The organism is Nonomuraea sp. NPDC004186 (assembly GCF_053603495.1).
Genome location: NZ_JBSGFQ010000091.1, coordinates 14,838 through 30,249, shown reverse-complemented (window position 1 = coordinate 30,249; position 15,412 = coordinate 14,838). Strand labels below are relative to the sequence as shown.

14 protein-coding genes are annotated in these 15,412 nt (G+C 73.2%); 3 read left to right on the top strand and 11 right to left on the bottom strand.

The window, feature by feature from the left end; translation table 11 throughout:
• Nucleotides 1-125: 125 nt before the first annotated feature.
• The gene (locus tag ACWEPL_RS47725) at nt 126-710 is read right to left on the bottom strand and encodes an Rv1733c family protein (RefSeq protein ID WP_363985405.1); all 585 of its coding nucleotides are present in this window, start codon (nt 708-710) and stop codon (nt 126-128) included.
• A 31-nt stretch (nt 711-741) separates the two neighbouring features.
• Nucleotides 742-1,332 carry a helix-turn-helix transcriptional regulator gene (locus tag ACWEPL_RS47720; RefSeq protein WP_363985407.1) on the bottom strand — a complete coding sequence of 197 codons (591 nt, stop codon included), beginning with the start codon at nt 1,330-1,332 and terminating at the stop codon, nt 742-744.
• A 95-nt stretch (nt 1,333-1,427) separates the two neighbouring features.
• Here ACWEPL_RS47720 and ACWEPL_RS47715 point away from each other — a divergent pair, with 95 nt between their 5' ends.
• Entirely contained in the window at nt 1,428-3,014 is a 1,587-nt protein-coding gene (locus ACWEPL_RS47715) for an FAD-dependent oxidoreductase (RefSeq protein WP_452440154.1), read from the top strand.
• Here ACWEPL_RS47715 and ACWEPL_RS47710 read toward each other — a convergent pair.
• A complete protein-coding gene (locus ACWEPL_RS47710; RefSeq protein WP_363985410.1) occupies nt 3,011-3,613 on the bottom strand; it encodes a flavin reductase family protein in 603 nt (200 codons plus the stop codon). The genes ACWEPL_RS47715 and ACWEPL_RS47710 overlap by 4 nt on opposite strands.
• 55 nt (nt 3,614-3,668) lie before the next feature.
• Nucleotides 3,669-4,826 carry a mannose-6-phosphate isomerase, class I gene (manA, locus tag ACWEPL_RS47705; protein WP_452440153.1) on the bottom strand — a complete coding sequence of 386 codons (1,158 nt, stop codon included), beginning with the start codon at nt 4,824-4,826 and terminating at the stop codon, nt 3,669-3,671.
• 138 nt (nt 4,827-4,964) lie between these two features.
• Between manA and ACWEPL_RS47700 the strand changes: the two genes are divergently transcribed.
• Nucleotides 4,965-5,588, top strand: a complete 624-nt coding sequence (locus ACWEPL_RS47700) for a TetR/AcrR family transcriptional regulator (protein WP_363985414.1) — start codon at nt 4,965-4,967, stop codon at nt 5,586-5,588.
• 18 nt (nt 5,589-5,606) lie between these two features.
• Nucleotides 5,607-6,503 carry an ABC transporter ATP-binding protein gene (locus ACWEPL_RS47695; RefSeq protein WP_452440152.1) on the top strand — a complete coding sequence of 299 codons (897 nt, stop codon included), beginning with the start codon at nt 5,607-5,609 and terminating at the stop codon, nt 6,501-6,503.
• A gap of 34 nt (nt 6,504-6,537) precedes the next feature.
• Here ACWEPL_RS47695 and ACWEPL_RS47690 read toward each other — a convergent pair whose 3' ends face one another.
• From ACWEPL_RS47690 to ACWEPL_RS47660, 7 genes are all read right to left on the bottom strand, one after another.
• Entirely contained in the window at nt 6,538-7,845 is a 1,308-nt protein-coding gene (locus ACWEPL_RS47690; protein ID WP_363985418.1) for a cytochrome P450 family protein, read from the bottom strand.
• 27 nt (nt 7,846-7,872) lie between these two features.
• Nucleotides 7,873-8,961, bottom strand: coding sequence for an NAD(P)/FAD-dependent oxidoreductase (locus tag ACWEPL_RS47685; protein WP_452440151.1), 1,089 nt, complete (start codon nt 8,959-8,961; stop codon nt 7,873-7,875).
• Nucleotides 8,958-9,902, bottom strand: coding sequence for a cucumopine synthase-related protein (locus tag ACWEPL_RS47680; protein WP_350742956.1), 945 nt, complete (start codon nt 9,900-9,902; stop codon nt 8,958-8,960). The genes ACWEPL_RS47685 and ACWEPL_RS47680 overlap by 4 nt, the downstream gene beginning before the upstream one ends.
• Before the next feature lie 99 nt (nt 9,903-10,001).
• Nucleotides 10,002-11,423 (bottom strand): RICIN domain-containing protein, encoded by a 1,422-nt coding sequence (locus ACWEPL_RS47675; RefSeq protein ID WP_452440150.1) that lies wholly within the window; start codon nt 11,421-11,423, stop codon nt 10,002-10,004.
• A 4-nt stretch (nt 11,424-11,427) separates the two neighbouring features.
• Nucleotides 11,428-11,946 carry a hypothetical protein gene (locus tag ACWEPL_RS47670; protein WP_363985425.1) on the bottom strand — a complete coding sequence of 173 codons (519 nt, stop codon included), beginning with the start codon at nt 11,944-11,946 and terminating at the stop codon, nt 11,428-11,430.
• 207 nt (nt 11,947-12,153) lie between these two features.
• A complete protein-coding gene (locus ACWEPL_RS47665) occupies nt 12,154-13,410 on the bottom strand; it encodes an amidohydrolase (RefSeq protein ID WP_363985427.1) in 1,257 nt (418 codons plus the stop codon).
• Nucleotides 13,407-15,410, bottom strand: coding sequence for a hydantoinase B/oxoprolinase family protein (locus ACWEPL_RS47660; protein ID WP_452440149.1), 2,004 nt, complete (start codon nt 15,408-15,410; stop codon nt 13,407-13,409). Before ACWEPL_RS47660 ends, ACWEPL_RS47665 begins: the two co-directional genes overlap by 4 nt.
• Nucleotides 15,411-15,412: the final 2 nt, after the last annotated feature.

Sequence of the window (15,412 nt, the reverse complement as noted above, 5' to 3'; positions counted from 1 at the left end):
CACCTTAGACGCCCGGAGATCACCACGATTTGGGTGAATACCGCCCTTGACCTGGGCAGGCCCTTGACTCGGGCCCTGACCGGGCATGCGATTTCGGTATAGGACGGAAATCGACGGCCCGGCGGCTACGACGAACGCCGGCGCCGCCACCGCGCGTCGGCCAGCGACCAGGCGGACTCCCACTCGCGGTAACGTCCCCGGTCGAGCAGCAGCCGGAAGCCCGCGAACCCCAGCCCCGCGACCACCGCCGCCACCAGCACCAGCAACAGCGTCGTCGCCACGGCCGTGACCCGCAGGTCGCCGGGGCTCGGCGGCGCGCTGACCCGCCGGCCGCCGGGATCGACCCAGATCCGCACCTCCGTGCCCGCCTTGGCCAGGGGCGGCGCCATCACCCGGCCGGTCCTTGCCAGCCCGGACGGCGTCGTCCAGTGCGCCGGGGCCGGCTCGCTCCGGGGCGCCTCCCCGAACGACAGGCGCGTCACCGGCGCGTCCGCCAGCAAGGTCGCCACCACCTCCCGGCGCCCGTCGCCGAGCGCCGGCAGCGCGTGCTCGTACGACTGCCGCCCCGCCGCCGCCGCGGGCCACACGCTGAGCAGGACGAGGACCACCGTCACGAGCAGCACGGCGCTCTCCAGGCGGTCGGAGCGCCGCCGCAGCGGGTTGCCGTCCGGCCGGTGCCGCCGCACCCACCGCATCACCGACTCGGTCACGTGCATCATCATGCACCAGACCACCGGGTGCTCACCGGGCGGTCGGGCGAGCGCGGACGTGCATGCGCTCCCCCTGAGGGCCGAACAGGGCGAGGATCTCGGTCGGCTCCGGGCCGGGGTTGGCGGACGCGTGCGGCGTCCGCGTGTCGAACTCCGCCACCTCCCCCTCCGTCAGGATCACGTCGTGCTCCCCGAGGAGCAGCCGCAGCCGCCCCGACAGCACGTACATCCACTCGTAGCCCTCGTGGACCTTCTGGTCCGACGGCCCCGGCTCGTAGCCCGGCCAGTGCGGGGGGAAGATCTGCTTGTACGCCTGCACCCCGCCGGGCCGGCGGCTCAGCGGGATGAACGTCGTGCCGTGCCGTTTGAAGGGGCGCAGATGCACGCGCGGGTCACCGGTCACCGGCGCGTCGATCAGCTCGTCGAGCTGCACCTGGTACGCCCGGGCCAGCAGCAGGAGCAGCTCCAGGGTCGGTTTGCGCTGACCCGACTCCAGGCGGGACAGGGTGCTGACGGAGATGCCGGTGCTCGCGGACAGCTGCGCCAGCGTCTCGCCACGCTCCTGGCGCACCGACCGCAGCCGCGGCCCCACGGACTGGAGTACGTCGTCGAGGTCGTCCATGCGACCCACTTTGCCATTTCGGCAATGAAATTTGTCAAATCGGCCGCCGGGCGCGGACAGTGTCGGACATCGGAATCACCGTGAGGAGAGGCGAGATGGACGCGAAGTACGACGTCGTGGTGGTCGGGGGCGGGGCCGCGGGACTGAGCGGGGCGCTCACGCTGGGCCGGGCGCGGCGCAGGGTGCTGGTGGTCGACGCCGGCCGGCCGCGCAACGCGCCCGCCGAGGGCGTGCACACGTACCTGGGGCGCGAGGGACTCTCGCCGCTCGAACTGCTGGCCGCGGGCCGGGAGGAGGTGATCGGGTACGGCGGGGAGATCGTGACCGGCACCGTCACCACCGCCGAGCGGCTCGACGGCGGGGGCTTCCGCGTCGCGCTGGCGGACGGCGCCACGGTCGAGGCGGACCGGCTGCTGGTCACCACCGGCCTGACCGACGAGCTGCCGGACGTGCCGGGTCTGGCCGAGCGGTGGGGCAAGGACGTGCTGCACTGCCCGTACTGCCACGGCTGGGAGGTGCGTGACCAGGCGATCGCGATCCTGGGCACGGGGCCGCTCTCCGTTCACCAGGCGCTGCTGTGGCGGCAGTGGAGCGCGGACGTGACCTTCTTCCCGCACACCGCGCCCGACCTAAGCCACGACCAGCGGCGTCAGCTCGCCGCCAGGGGCGTCACCGTGGTCGAGGGCAAGGTGGCGGGCCTGGAGGTGACGGACGGCAGGCTGTCCGGGGTGCGGCTCGCCGACGGGCGCGTGGTCGCCTGCCAGGCTCTGGCGACCGCCGGCCTTCTCACCGCCCAGGCAGGGCTGCTCGCGGCGCTGGGGCTGGAGACGGAGGAGATGGAGATGTCCGGGCACGTGATCGGCACCCGCGTGCCCGCCGACCCGATGGGCGCCACCAGCGTGCCCGGGGTGTGGGTGGCGGGGAACGTGACCACCCTGAACGAGCAGGTCATCGGCGCCGCGGCGGCGGGGGTGCGGGCGGCGGCGGCGATCAACGCCGACCTGGTCGCCGAGGAGACCCGCCGCGCCGTAGCCGCCATGGACGCCTCTTACGTCGCCTCCCTCGGGGCCCCGGAAGAGTACTGGGACTCCCGTTACTCCGAGAAGACCCGGATCTGGAGCGGGAACCCCAATGTGACGCTGGTCCGGGAGGTGTCGGACCTCGAGCCCGGCACGGCGCTGGACCTGGGGTCCGGCGAGGGAGGCGACGCGATCTGGCTCGCGGGCAGGGGATGGCGGGTCACAGCGGCCGACGTCTCCGGCGTGGCGCTCGAACGCGCCGCCGCACACGCCAAGGAGGCGGGCGTCGCCGACCGCATCGACTGGCAGCGCCACGACCTGGGCGTGTCCTTCCCCGAAGGCGTCTTCGACCTCGTCTCCGCCTGCTTCCTGCACTCGTTCGTGGACCTGCCGCGCGAGGAGATCCTGCGCGCCGCCGCGTCGGCGGTCGCCCCCGGCGGGGTGCTGCTGGTCGTCGGGCACGTGGGATGGCCGTCCTGGGAGCACAACCCGCCCGTCGAGGTGCACTTCCCGACGGCGCAGGAGGTCCTGGACGCTCTCGGGCTGCCCGAGGGGGAGTGGGAGGTGCAGGTCCGCGAGGAGTACGAGCGCGCCCAGGACGAGCCGGACGGGCGGCACGGCGCCCGCACGGACAGCGTGCTCAAGGTTCGCCGGCTGCCCTAGCGGGGCGTCTGGCTGCGGTAGGAGTGGCCGAGCTCGGGGCCGAGGCCGAAGTAGTGGCGGAAGTTGTAGATGAGCGGGCTCCACGTGCCCGGGTCCACGTGCTGGGTGCCGGGCACCACGATGCGCGGGTCCGCGTGCACCCTGCTCACGACGGCCTCCGCGATGACGAACGACCCCGAGACGTCGTGGCCCACCCGCTCCGCCCGCGCCTCGAACTGGAGGGGGCACTCGGCCACGCGCGGCGGCCGCACGGTCTCGGAGGGCTCGGGCCGCAGCCCGGCCGCGGCGAACTTGCCGGGCTCGTACCGGCAGCCCGCGTGCTTGGTCGCCGGTACGGGGTGCCGCCCGGTGAGGGGCGCCAGCCGTTCGACCGCCTGCCACTGGTGGGGAGCGGGCAGGTTGACGACCACCTCCGGGCGGCTCATGAGGTTGCGGGCGGTCTGCCCCTCGGCGCCCAGCCCCAGCACGATCACCTGGCCCAGCGCCCAGGCCGAGGACATCGGGGCGAGGTTGAACGTCCCGTCCGGGTTCTCGGTGGAGAGCAGGACGACCGGGGTCCCGAAGTACAGGATGCTCGGCTCGATGGTCACAGTGTTCATGCGGGCGAGCCTAGGAACGGGACGTTCAACGCCGGGCCGAAACGTCGTAGCGAATCTACAATGTAAAGGCGCCCGGCTCGGCGCGGTACGCCGTCCCCTTCCCGGCAAGCGGCACCGACGGAGCAGCCGCGGGGATGAACGCCGACTCGCCCGGCCGCAGCGTCAGGCCGGCCAGGCGGGCCTCCCCGTCGATGCAGACGACGATCTGGGGCGCGCCTCCGGGCAGCGTGTGGGGGCTGTCGAGGTCGTAGCGCGTGAGGGCGAACTCGGGGGCCGGCGGCCGGTAGCGGTGCTCGCCGGGCGTGTCCTGCCCCGGCCGGACCAGGTGCGGGGCGGACGGCGTGAAGTCGACGACGCGCATGAGCTCGGGCACGTCGATGTGCTTGGTGGTGAGCCCGCAGCGCAGCACGTTGTCGGAGTTGGCCATGATCTCGACGCCGATGCCGCCGAGGTAGGCGTGGGGGATCCCGGCGCCGAGGTAGAGGGCCTGGCCGGGGGCCAGGTTGACATGGTGGAGCAGGAGCGCGGCGGTGACGCCCGGGTCGCCGGGGCAGGCGCGGGCGAGGTCGCCGTAGACGGCCAGGCCGGGGTCGTCGGACTCGCGCAGGGCGTGCTCGACCTGGGCGCGCAGCGGCTCGCGGGCGTCGTCGAGCATCTGGGCGAACACGGTGCGCAGGTCGCCCGCTCTGAGCAGGTCGCTCCAGGGGGCCAGGTCCGGCACGGCGAGACGGTCGAGGAGGGCGGCGGTGGCGGCGGGGTCGCGGAAGCCGCACAGGCCGTGGAAGGGGGTGATCGCGCAGACCATCTCGGGTTTGTGCGAGGTGTCCTTGTACGTGCGGGCGGGGTCGTCGATGGGGACGCCGCGGGCGTCCTCGTCGGCGAACCCGGCCCGGGCCTGCTCGGTGGTGGGGTGGACCTGGAGGGAGAGCGGCCGTTCGATGGCCAGGACCTTGAGCAGGTAGGGGAGGGCGGGGCCGAAGCGGGCGGCGGTGGCCTCGCCGAGGGTGCCGGCGGGGTCGTCGGCGATGAGCTCGTTGAGCGGGGTGCCGCCGACGGTGGAGGGGTCGCCGGGGTGGGCGCCCATCCAGAGCTCGGCCTGGGGCCGGCCGGTGGGCTCGGTGCCGAAGAGCTGTGGCAGGGCCGTCACCGAGCCCCAGTCGTAGGGGCGGATGGCGGTGGCCAGGCGCATGGGCGCCGGGTCGGGCTGTGGCACGGCGTTGTCTCCGATCGTCGTGCTTGGAGCGTAGAACGAGACGGCCGGATGTGCGTAGCCGGGGGCCGCGTTGCGGGGCTGCTATACACAGGTATAGTCTGCTTTTCAGATGAACAGCGAGCTATACAGGGGAACGGGATGACGACCGTACCGGATCCGGAGGATCTCACGGCGCGTGCGCGGATCAGGGACGCGGCGATGCGGCACATCGGCGAGCACGGGTTCGAGCGGGCGACGATCCGCGACATCGCGGAGAGCGCCGGCGTGTCCCTGGGCCTGGTGCGCCATCATTTCGGCTCGAAGCAGGCGCTGCGCGAGGCGTGCGACGAGCAGCTGATGAAGACGATCCGCAGGCTGAGCGAGCAGGCCGCGAGCGACCCTTACGGCGCCGGGCTCAACCCGGCCGCCGTCCTGGGCCCGTACCAGCCCTATCTGGCGCGGGCGCTGACGGAGGGGTGGGCGGCGCCGCTGTTCGACGAGATGGTCGACCTCGGCGAGGGGTGGATCATCGAGGCCGACAGGAGCCGTCCCGATCCTCCCGACGTGGACGCCCGGTCCCGTTCGACGATGATCGCGGCGATGGCTCTGTCGGCCACGGTGCTGCGCCAGCACGTCGAGCGTGGCATGGGTGTGGATCTGACCAGCCCGGAGGGGCAGGTCAAGCTGATGCGGGTGATGGTGGACCTCTACTCTCACCCGCTGCTCAGCCTGGAGGAGGCCGCTGAGGCCAGGAAGGCCCTCGATCGGGGCGCGACCGCGTGAATCTGGAGGAGCACCACCATGAGTGACGCCATCGTGGTGAAGGGGCTGGTGAAGTCGTTCGGGACGGCCAGGGCGCTGGACGGGCTCGATCTCGGTGTGCGGGCCGGCGAGGTGCACGGCTTCCTGGGGCCGAACGGCGCGGGGAAGAGCACGACGATCCGGATCCTGCTGGGCATGGTGCGGGCCGACTCGGGCACCGCCCGGCTGCTCGGCGGTGACCCGTGGTCGGAGGCGGGCGAGCTGCACCGCCGCCTGGCGTACGTGCCGGGCGACGTGACGCTGTGGCCGTACCTGTCGGGCGGCGAGGTGATCGACCTGCTGGGCCGGTTGCGCGGCGGGCTGAACGCGCGGCGCAAGGCGGAGCTGCTGGAGCGGTTCGACCTGGATCCGCGCAAGAAGGCGCGGACGTACTCGAAGGGCAACCGGCAGAAGGTGGCCCTGGTCGCCGCGCTGGCCTCCGAGGGGGAGCTGCTGATCCTGGACGAGCCCACGTCCGGCCTGGACCCGCTGATGGAGGAGGTGTTCCGGGAGTGCGTCAGGGAGGAGCGGGCGCGGCGTACGGTGCTGCTGTCGAGCCACGTCCTGTCCGAGGTCGAGGCGCTGTGCGACCGGGTGACGATCATCCGGGACGGCCGCACGGTCGAGACGGGCACGCTGGCGGAGCTGCGGCACCTGACCCGCACGTCGATCGAGGCCGAGCTGGCGAGCCCGCCGGACGGGCTGGCCGAGCTGCCCGGGGTGCACGACCTGCGGGCCGGTGACGGGCGGGTGCGGTTCAGCGTGGACGGCGTGGCGCTGGACCCGGCGCTGCGCCGGCTCGCGGAGGCGGGCGTGCGCAGCCTGGTGAGCCGGCCGCCGACGCTGGAGGAGCTGTTCCTGCGCCACTACGAGCGGCACGCGGAGAGCGTGCGCTGACCCCGGACGGGCAGGCCCGCCCGTCCGGGGCGCTTCAGCGGGCGCGCGGGCCGAGCAGGACGGGCATGCTGCGGGTGCTGTTGCCCAGCAGCGTGTCCAGCGGGGCCAGGTCCTCGGGCCGCGCGGCGGGCGCGATCTCCGGGAACGCCTCGAACAGCGCCTTCAGCGCGATCTCGGCCTCGATCCTGGCCAGCGGCGCGCCGAGGCAGAAGTGCGGCCCGTGCCCGAAAGCCAGGTGGGCGCTCGGCGGGTTGGTGATGTCGAAGCGGTCGGCGTTCTCGCCGAACTGGCCGGGGTCGCGCCCCGTGGCGGCGAAGCAGGCCAGCACGGGCTCGCCGGTCCGCAGGTGCACGCCGTCGATCTCGATGTCCTGTACGGCGTACCGCATCGGGAAGTAGGCGATCGGCGAGTCCCAGCGCAGCGTCTCCTCGACCGCCGCGCCGTAGTCGCACTGGCCGGTACGCAGCAGTTCGAGCTGGTCAGGCCGGTTGAGCAGGGCGCCGATGGCGTTGGTGATGAGGTTGACGGTGGTCACGTGCCCGGCGATGAACAGCAGCTCGATGGTGGCGAACAGCTCGTCGGAGGACAGCCGGTCGCCGTCCTTCTCGCGCAGCCTGAACAGGTCGGTGATGAGGTCCTCGCCGGGCGTGTCCCGGCGCTCCTCGATGATCTGGTCGAGCAGTTCGTGCAGGGCCCGGCGTACGTCGGGCGAGTCGTCGAGCGTGTCGGACACCTGGGCCACGGCGTCGGAGAGCTCGTGCAGCGCGTCCTGGTGCTCGGCCGGGATGCCGATCAGCTCGGAGATGACCTCGCGCGGCAGCGGGTAGGCGAACTCCTTGCGCAGGTCCACCGGCTCGTCAGGCGGCAGCTCGGCGAGGGCGTCGACGAGCCTTTCGGTGAGCGCCTCGATCTTGGGGCGCAGCTGCCGGAGCCGGCGCGCGGTGAACGCGCCGGCCACGGGGGTGCGCAGGCGGCGGTGGTCGTCGCCTTCGGCGTTGAGCATCGAGGTGTCGGTGACGATGCGGTCGATGGCGGTGCCGGCCGGGCAGGTGTCGCGGGTGGCCCAGTGGCGGATGTCCCTGGACAGGCTCGGATGGGTCAGGACCGTCAGCAGCGTGGCGTAATGGGTGGCGGCCCAGGCCGGTACACCCTCGGCCGTCACGGGCACGAGCGGGCCGGCCGCACGCAGCCGGTCGTTGTCGGCGTGCAGGCTCGGGGTGGCCGGGTCGAGGACGAACCGGGCATGTGGGCACCCTGGGACGGCGTCCGGGTCGTATCCGTCTGCGGCTTCTTGTTCCCGAGCGTCGAGAGTGTCCTGATCGAGGCGGCTTTCTTGGCTCATGGGTCTTCCCGTCCGTCTGTCGTTGGGTCATCCCGCGCGGCGCGGGCTCAAGGCCAGCGCGGTCACGTCGAAGCCGGGGTCCTGGTCGAGATACAGGTCGCGGACCAGCTCCCCGGCGGCGGGCGCGTTGCACAGGCCGTGCCCGGAGAAGCCGGTCGCGTACAGGAAGGCCGGCGGTCCCGGGTGGTGGCCGATGAAGGCGGTCTTGTCGGGGCTGGCGTCGCGCAGGCCGGTGACGGCGGTGTGCAGCGCGAGCCCGGCCAGGCTCGGGTACGTGGCCACGAGGCGTTCGGCGACCTGCCGCCGCCACGCCTCCCGGTCGGGCCCCGGGTAGCCCATGCCGATGAGCAGCCGGTTGCCGCGCAGCCGTACGAGCAGGCCGGTGGCGGCGTGCAGGGTGACCGGGATGTCCGGCGTGTCCGGCGGCAGCGGGTCGGTGGTGAGCAGTTCCTGCTCGATGGGCTCGGTGAGCGGCAGGTCCACGCCGGCCCCGCGGACGAGCGAGGCCGACCAGGCGCCGGCGGCGCAGATGATGGCGTCGGCGCCGACCTCGCCGGCGGCGGTCCGCACGAGCCCGGCCCGCGTGTCGATGGCGGTCACCGGGCAGCCGGTACGCAGTGTCGCGCCCGCCTGCTCGGCCGCCCGCGCGTAGGCGGTGACGATGGCCGTGGTGTCGGAGATGTAGGCCTGCGGCGAGTACGCGGCGGCCACCAGCGGGAAGTCCCCGATGAGCGGGTTGCGCTCCCTGGCCTCCTGCGCGCCGATCAGGTTCACGTCGACGCCGGCGGCGTGCTGGGCGGGCAGGTCGGCCTCGAACGCGGTCACCTGGTCGGCCTCGGTGAACAGCACCAGGTAACCGACCTGCCGCAGCGGCAGGTCGATCCCCGGTCTGGTCGGGAAGGCGTGGTAGGCCGCGAGGCTGCGCACGGCCAGCGCCGAGCTGACCGGGTTGCCGGCGAAGTAGGAGCGGACCACGTCGGCGGTGGCGCGCGAGGCGCCGGAGCCGAGCGTGTCCCGCTCCAGCAGCGTGGTGTCGACGCCGGCCTCGGCCAGGTGGAACGCGATCGACAGGCCGATCACGCCGCCGCCGACGACCACTACCCGCGGACCGCTCATGCGGGCGTCTCCTCGCGGCGCAGGTGCTCGCCCGCCTCCCATGGGAACAGGTGCAGGTTCCAGCCGCCGAGGCAGTTGCAGTAGAGGGCCATGTGGGCCATGACGGAGACGAAGTCCTCGTGGTCGTCGAGCCGGTCGAGCCCGTCCAGCAGGCGCTGGGTGAAGCCCCACAGGGTGTCGAGGCCGCAGTAGCCGAGGAACTCGGCGGGCGTGTGCGCGAGCTGGCGGGTCATCTGGCGCAGCCACGGCATCGGCATGCCGTCGAGGGCGGCGCGGACGAGGCCGCCGTAGCAGCTGTAGCCGAGCGGCCGGGTCTCGCCGTTGACGAACAGTAGCGTGGTCAGGACCGTCTCGTAGCTGCCGGCGCCGGACGGGATGCGGCCCGCGTGCAGGTCGAGCAGCTCGCGGGGCGGGTCCAGCCAGATGCGCTCGGTCTCGGCGTGCACGTCCTTGACCAGCTCGTTGAGCTGCGGGTCGCCGATGGGCAGGCGCGGGAGCTGGTGGCCGCTGGGCTCGCCCTCGCGGCGCACTTCGGCGATGACGGGCCTCTTGGTGGTGTAGACGGAGTGCCAGACGTCGCGGCCGGCCTGGACCAGGGCGTCGAGGTCCTCCGGGACGACCTGGCCGATCGGGGTGGCGGTCATGGGCTCGGTGAGCTCGCCGTACTTGATGCCGAGATGCTGCAGCCGCGAGCAGAACAGGGTGCCGTCGGGCACGGTGCGCCGGTCCACCTTGTATTCCGCTGGTGTGTGCAGCAGCGAATGGACCGGTGCGACGTGGTAGAGGTGATATCCGGCGACCAGGGCGTGCCCCTGCAGGCTGCGGTAGGGCAGGGCGTCCCACAGGCACTGGGCCAGGGCGCGGTTGCGCTGGTCGAGTTCGGCGGCCACGGTGATGCCGAGGCTGGGCCAGGTGATTTCCACACGCTTCGATTCGTTCACAGTACGTCACTCTAACGTCACGATTTGTGCCGAAAGAGGCGGGGTCGTGCTATTGACCGGTGCTTGACGTGCTCTTCTGTGGCTTGGGTTTCTGGTGGTTCACAGCGGGGTGCGGGTGAACAGCTGGTTCTGGCCGCCGTTGCAGGGATACTGCTTGAACTGCACGTCGTCGGCCTGCGAGGAGCTGGGCAGGTCGGCGCACTTGCCCGAGTGCCTGGCCACCAGGCGCAGGTAGCCGCCGCCCGCGTCCTGCGGCGTCCACTGCTGGTTGGCGCCGGTGCCGCACGTGTACTGCTGGAGCGCCGCCCCGTCGGCGGTGGAGGCGCCGTTGACGTCCAGGCACTTGCCGGAGTTGCGGGCCACGACCTGCACGTAGCCGCCGCTGATCGACTGGATGCGCCACTGCTGGTTCGTGCCGCCGCCGCAGGCGTACTGAATGACCGCGGCCGCGTTGGCGGTGGAGCCGCCGCGCACGTCGGCGCACTTGCCGGAGTGGCGCACCGCCAGCCGGTCGTAGCCGGTGCCCGTCGTGGCGATCGTGCCGGCGGCCGTGTCGACGGTGAGCTGGCGCGCGTAGGTCAGGCTCATGGACGTGCTGCTCGGGAACTGCACCGGCAGCCACACGTACCGGGAGTCGTTGACGGTCCCGCCCCACGCGCCGGCCCACCGGTCGCCCAGGTACAGGTACGACGTGCCGGAGGTGCCCTGCACCGGCAGCACGTAGGCCGGCTGGGAGCCGAACGTGAGCGAGTCGCCGGTGTTCCGCCAGGAGCTCCACGTGCCGGTGATGCTGGTGGCGGTGGCGTACTGGGCCTGGTTGGGCTGCCAGCCGGTCGCGGCCGAGGTCAGCATGAAGTACACGCCGTCGCGCTTGAACATCGCCGGCGCCTCCCGGTGGTCGCCGGCCCACATCCGCGCCAGCGCGGCCACGTCGGTGTAGTCGGCGCTGAGCCGGTAGACGTGCAGGTCGTAGTTCTCGTTCGCGGCCGAGATCATGTACCCGGTGCCGTCGGTGTCGACGAACGTGGTGATGTCGCGCGACATGTGGCCGAGCGGCCGGAAGCTGCGCAGGTAGGTGTAGGCGCCGTCCACCGTGTTCGAGACGGCCACGGCGGCCCGCGCCTCGCCGTAGTCGCGGCCGTTCTCCTTGTGCATCCACATGACGAACCGGCCGGTCGCGGCGTTGTAGACGACCTTGGGCCGCTCGATGTTGGCGACCTGCAGCTCGGCGGAGCTGGACTGGGTGAGCACGTGGTTGCGGAACTCCCAGGTGCGCAGGTCGGCCGAGCGGTAGGCGGAGACGTAGCGGAAGGTGCCGTCGGCGTTGCGGTTCTCCCCGAACCAGTAGTAGTACGAGCCGACCTTGATCACTCCGCCGCCGTGGGCGTGCAGCAGGTTGCCCGAGGTGTCGGTGAACTGCGCGCCGACCGGCACGGTCACGGGCGCGGCCGTCGCCGGGGCGACGGGGGTCAGCGTGAGCGCCAGGCAGAGCCCTGCCAGCAGGGTCAGGAGACGGGACATGGCGTCAGTCGGTGCAGTTCGCGGAGACGGTGACGTCGTAGATGTACCAGACGCTGCCGGGCGCGGCCCACACGAGCGCCGACGTGGTCGTCCAGTTCACGCAGTTGACGCCGGCCGCGAGCACCGCCGCCCGGGCGGCTTGGGCGCCGTTCTGGACGGCGGCGCCGGAGGTGGCGCCGCTGCCCTGGCGGGTCTCCGAGCGCGCCACCGGGTACGACGGTCCGGGAGGCTGCGGGACGCAGGTGCCCGACGCGGTCGCGTTGAAGACGTAGGCCGAGCCGTCGGGCGCGGTGTAGACGTGGGTGGAGGTGACCGACACGCTCGGGCAGACCTCGCCCGCCTGGGCGGCCTGCCGGTTCAGCTCCGCGCGGGCGTTGGCCTCGGCGTTCGCCTGACCGGCCGACCAGCTGGGTCCCCAGCCGGACGAGCTCGCGGTGCGGAACGTGTCCGCGTGCGCCGGAGGGGAGGCCAGGGTGACCGCGGCGGCGAGCGCCAGCGCCGGGAGGAGGTGCCGAGGTGCCATCGGGGGTCCCTTTCGCGTGGGGGTCGCGCCAGGAGCGCCACTCCGGCACCCGTCGGACGGCCGGCGCCGGATAGGCACCGCCACCGTAGATCGGGCCGGACGCGGGCACCAGCCAGGCGCTCGCCCGGCGGCGTCCGCCCAGCTCAGCGCCTGAAACTTTCAGCGCGTGAGGAGCCCCGGCACGGCGGCGTGCCGGGGCTCGGTCCGTTACGCCGGGAGCCAGGCCAGGGCGGCGGTGACCAGGGCCTCGACACCCGTGGGCAGCGTGGGGAGGATCTGGGGCGCGAAGAAGGGCGAGTGGTTGCTCGGAACGTCCTCGCGCAGCCGGCCCTCCCGTTCGGCGCGGGCGTACAGGCCGGGGTCGGCGCCGCCGAGGCCCCAGAAGACCGACGGCGCGCCCGCCTCGGCGCCGAACAGGCCGAAGTCCTCGCTGCCCATCAGCGGCGCCATGGCCGGCACCCGCTCGGAGCCGAACCGGCCGGCGAACGCCTCGCGCACCCGGGCCGTGGCGTCGCCGTCGTTGACGGTCAGCGGGAAGGCGTTGAGCGTGCGGATCTCCGGCGGGCGGGGCGCGCCGGAGGCGGCCGCCTCGGCGTTGACCACGCGCTCCACGGCCGCCAGCAAGGTGCGGCGCACCTCGGGGGAGAACGAGCGCAGGTTGATCGTGATGGACGCCTCGTCGGGGATGATGTTCTCCTTGTGGCCCGCGTGGATCTGGGCCACCGTCAGCACCGCCCGCTCGAAGGGGGAGACCTCGCGCGAGACGACCGTCTGCAGGCGCATGACGGTCGAGGCGGCCAGGACGACCGGGTCGACGGTCCGCTCCGGCTGCGAGCCGTGCCCGCCCCGGCCGTACAGCCGGATCTCCATGCTGTCGGCGGCGGCCAGGATCTCGCCGGGGCTGATGAGCAGAGTCCCGGCCGGGTTGGGGAAGACGTGCTGGCCGAGCACGACGTCGGGCGTGCCGATCCGGTCGAACAGCCCGTCGTCGAGCATGGCCCGCGCCCCGGCCGCGATCTCCTCCGCCGGCTGGAACAGCGCCACGAGCGTGCCCCGCCACCGGTCCCGGCCGGCCGCCAGCAGCTGCGCCGCGCCGCTCAGGCACGTCACGTGCATGTCGTGGCCGCAGGCGTGCATGAGCGGCACCCCGTCGGGCGTGGTGGCGGTGCTCGCGTACGGCAGGCCCGTGGCCTCCAGCACCGGCAGCGCGTCCATGTCGGCCCGTAATGCCACCGTGGGGCCCTCGCCGTTGCGCAGCACGCCCGCCACGCCCGTGCCGCCGAGGCCCGTGACGACCTCGAACCCGGCCGCCCGCAGCCGCCCGGCGGCGATGCCCGCCGTGCGCTTCTCCTCGAAGGCGGGCTCGGGGTGCCGGTGCAGGTCCTGATACAGCTCGGCGAGCTCGCCGAGCGCCGGGCCCGCGAGCCCGGCCATGATCGCGTCGATGGCGTCCTGATCGCTCATGCCGACATCCGTTCCAGTTCGGTGATCTCTTGGACGAGGGTACGGCGGGCCGCGTCGCGCTGCTCGGGGGTGGGGGCTGTCCTGGGGAAGCCGGCCGGCAGCCCGGCCAGGACCGCGGTGTAGAGGGCCGTCCTGCGCGGGGTGCGGGCCGGGCGGGGGAGCCGGAACAGGGCGGCCACCAGGCGGTCGACGGTGGCGGTGTCGAACACCGACTCCCACGCCCGCCGCTCCGCCCCGCCGTCGTGGGCGCCCCGGTCCGGGTGGTGCTCGCGGCGGGCGTCCGCCGTGGCGGGGCCGTCCACGGCCAGGCCGCCGTCCGCCTCCGCCAGCAGCACGCCGTACGCGCGCGCCGCCGCCTCCCGGGAGACCACGCCCCGCTCCACGTCCCGCAGCACCGCCTCCGGATCCCTGGTGTACGGGTCGCCGTAGCCGCCCGCGCCCGAGGTCAGCAGCGTGACGACGTCACCGGGCTCCAGCGGCAGCACGTCGATCTTGAAGTGCCTGCGCTCCCGGGGTGTGCCCGGATTGACGATCAGCTCGGTGGCCGCGCCCGGACCGCCGCCGCCCACGCCCCACGGGCGGAAGCACATCCGCTCCAGCCCCCGGGCCAGCAGCTTCGAACCCTCCCCGCGCACCCGGAACGTCAGCTCCAGCCCGCACCCGCCGCGCCAGCGCCCGGCGCCTCCCGAGTCGGTACGCAGCCCGTACCTGAGGATCTCGACCCCGATCTCCGTCTCGACGGTCTCGACCGGGTTGTTGGACAGGTTGGAGATGCCGCTGTCGCGGCCGTCCACCCCGTCGGCGCCGTCGCGGGCCCCCGTACCGCCCACCATCGGCTCCAGGACCTGCACGTTCTGCCCGGCGGCGCGCTGCTCGGCGACGACCACGGGCACCACCAGCCCGCTGGAGGCGGCCGGCAGCACGTGCGGGGCGGCCAGCCCGAGCGCGCCGCCGACGGCGTCGTTGACGCGGTTGGCCGAGGCGTGCCGCACGCCCACGGCGGCCGGGTGCACGGGGTTGACCAGCGAGCCCTCGGGTGTGGTGACGGTGATCGGCGCGATGAGCCCAGCGTTGAGCGCGATGCCGGGGTCGAGGGTGCAGATGAGCGCGAGCACCCTGGTGGTGATCCAGGCGTGCGGCCGGCCCAGGGTCGCGATGTTGAACGCCGCGGCGACCTGCGGATCCGTACCGGTGAAGTCGAGGTGCAGGTCGCCCGCGCGCAGCGTCGCGGTGACCGACAGGCGGACCGGCAGGCTGGAGACGGCGTCGTCGTCGAGGTAGTCCACGAAGCGGTGGGTGCCGTCGCCGAGCGCGGCCAGGGCGGCGCGTGCCTTGCCCGCGGTGTACTCGACCAGGTCGCGCTGCGCGTCGAGCACGGTGGCCAGGCCGTGCTGGGCGACGACCCCGGCCAGCCGCTCCCGGCCGGTGCGCAGCGCCGCGCGCATGGCCCTGATGTCGCCGAGGTTCGCCTCGGGGGTGCGGCTGTTGGCCGAGATCAGCGCCTCCACGTCGCGGCTCGGCTCCCCGGCGCGCACCAGCTTGACCGGCGGGATCTGCAGGCCCTCCTGGAAGATCTCGTCGTTGACCGGCGACAGGCTGCTCGGCACCCGGCCGCCGATGTCGGAGCAGTGGATGAACGCCCAGCCGTAGCCGACCAGCTCGCCCTCGTGGAAATACGGCTCGATGAGCTGGATGTCCGTCAGGTGGGTGGCCAGGCCACCGGAGCGGTACGGGTCGTTGGTGATGATCACATCGCCGGGCTGCAGCGGGCCGGCGGCCTCGACGGCGGTCAGCACGTTCAGGCCGACGAAGCCGGAGACGCCGATGCCGCGCGGGTAGGCGACGAAGCCGCCGTCCAGGCCCGCGAAGGCGCAGCAGAAGTCGGCGGTCTCCTTGACGTACAGGGAGCGGCTGGTGCGCTGCAGGGTGAGGCACATCTCCTCGGTCATGGCGCTGAGCCGGTTGCCGACGATCTCCATGGTGACGGGGTCGAGCCGCACGT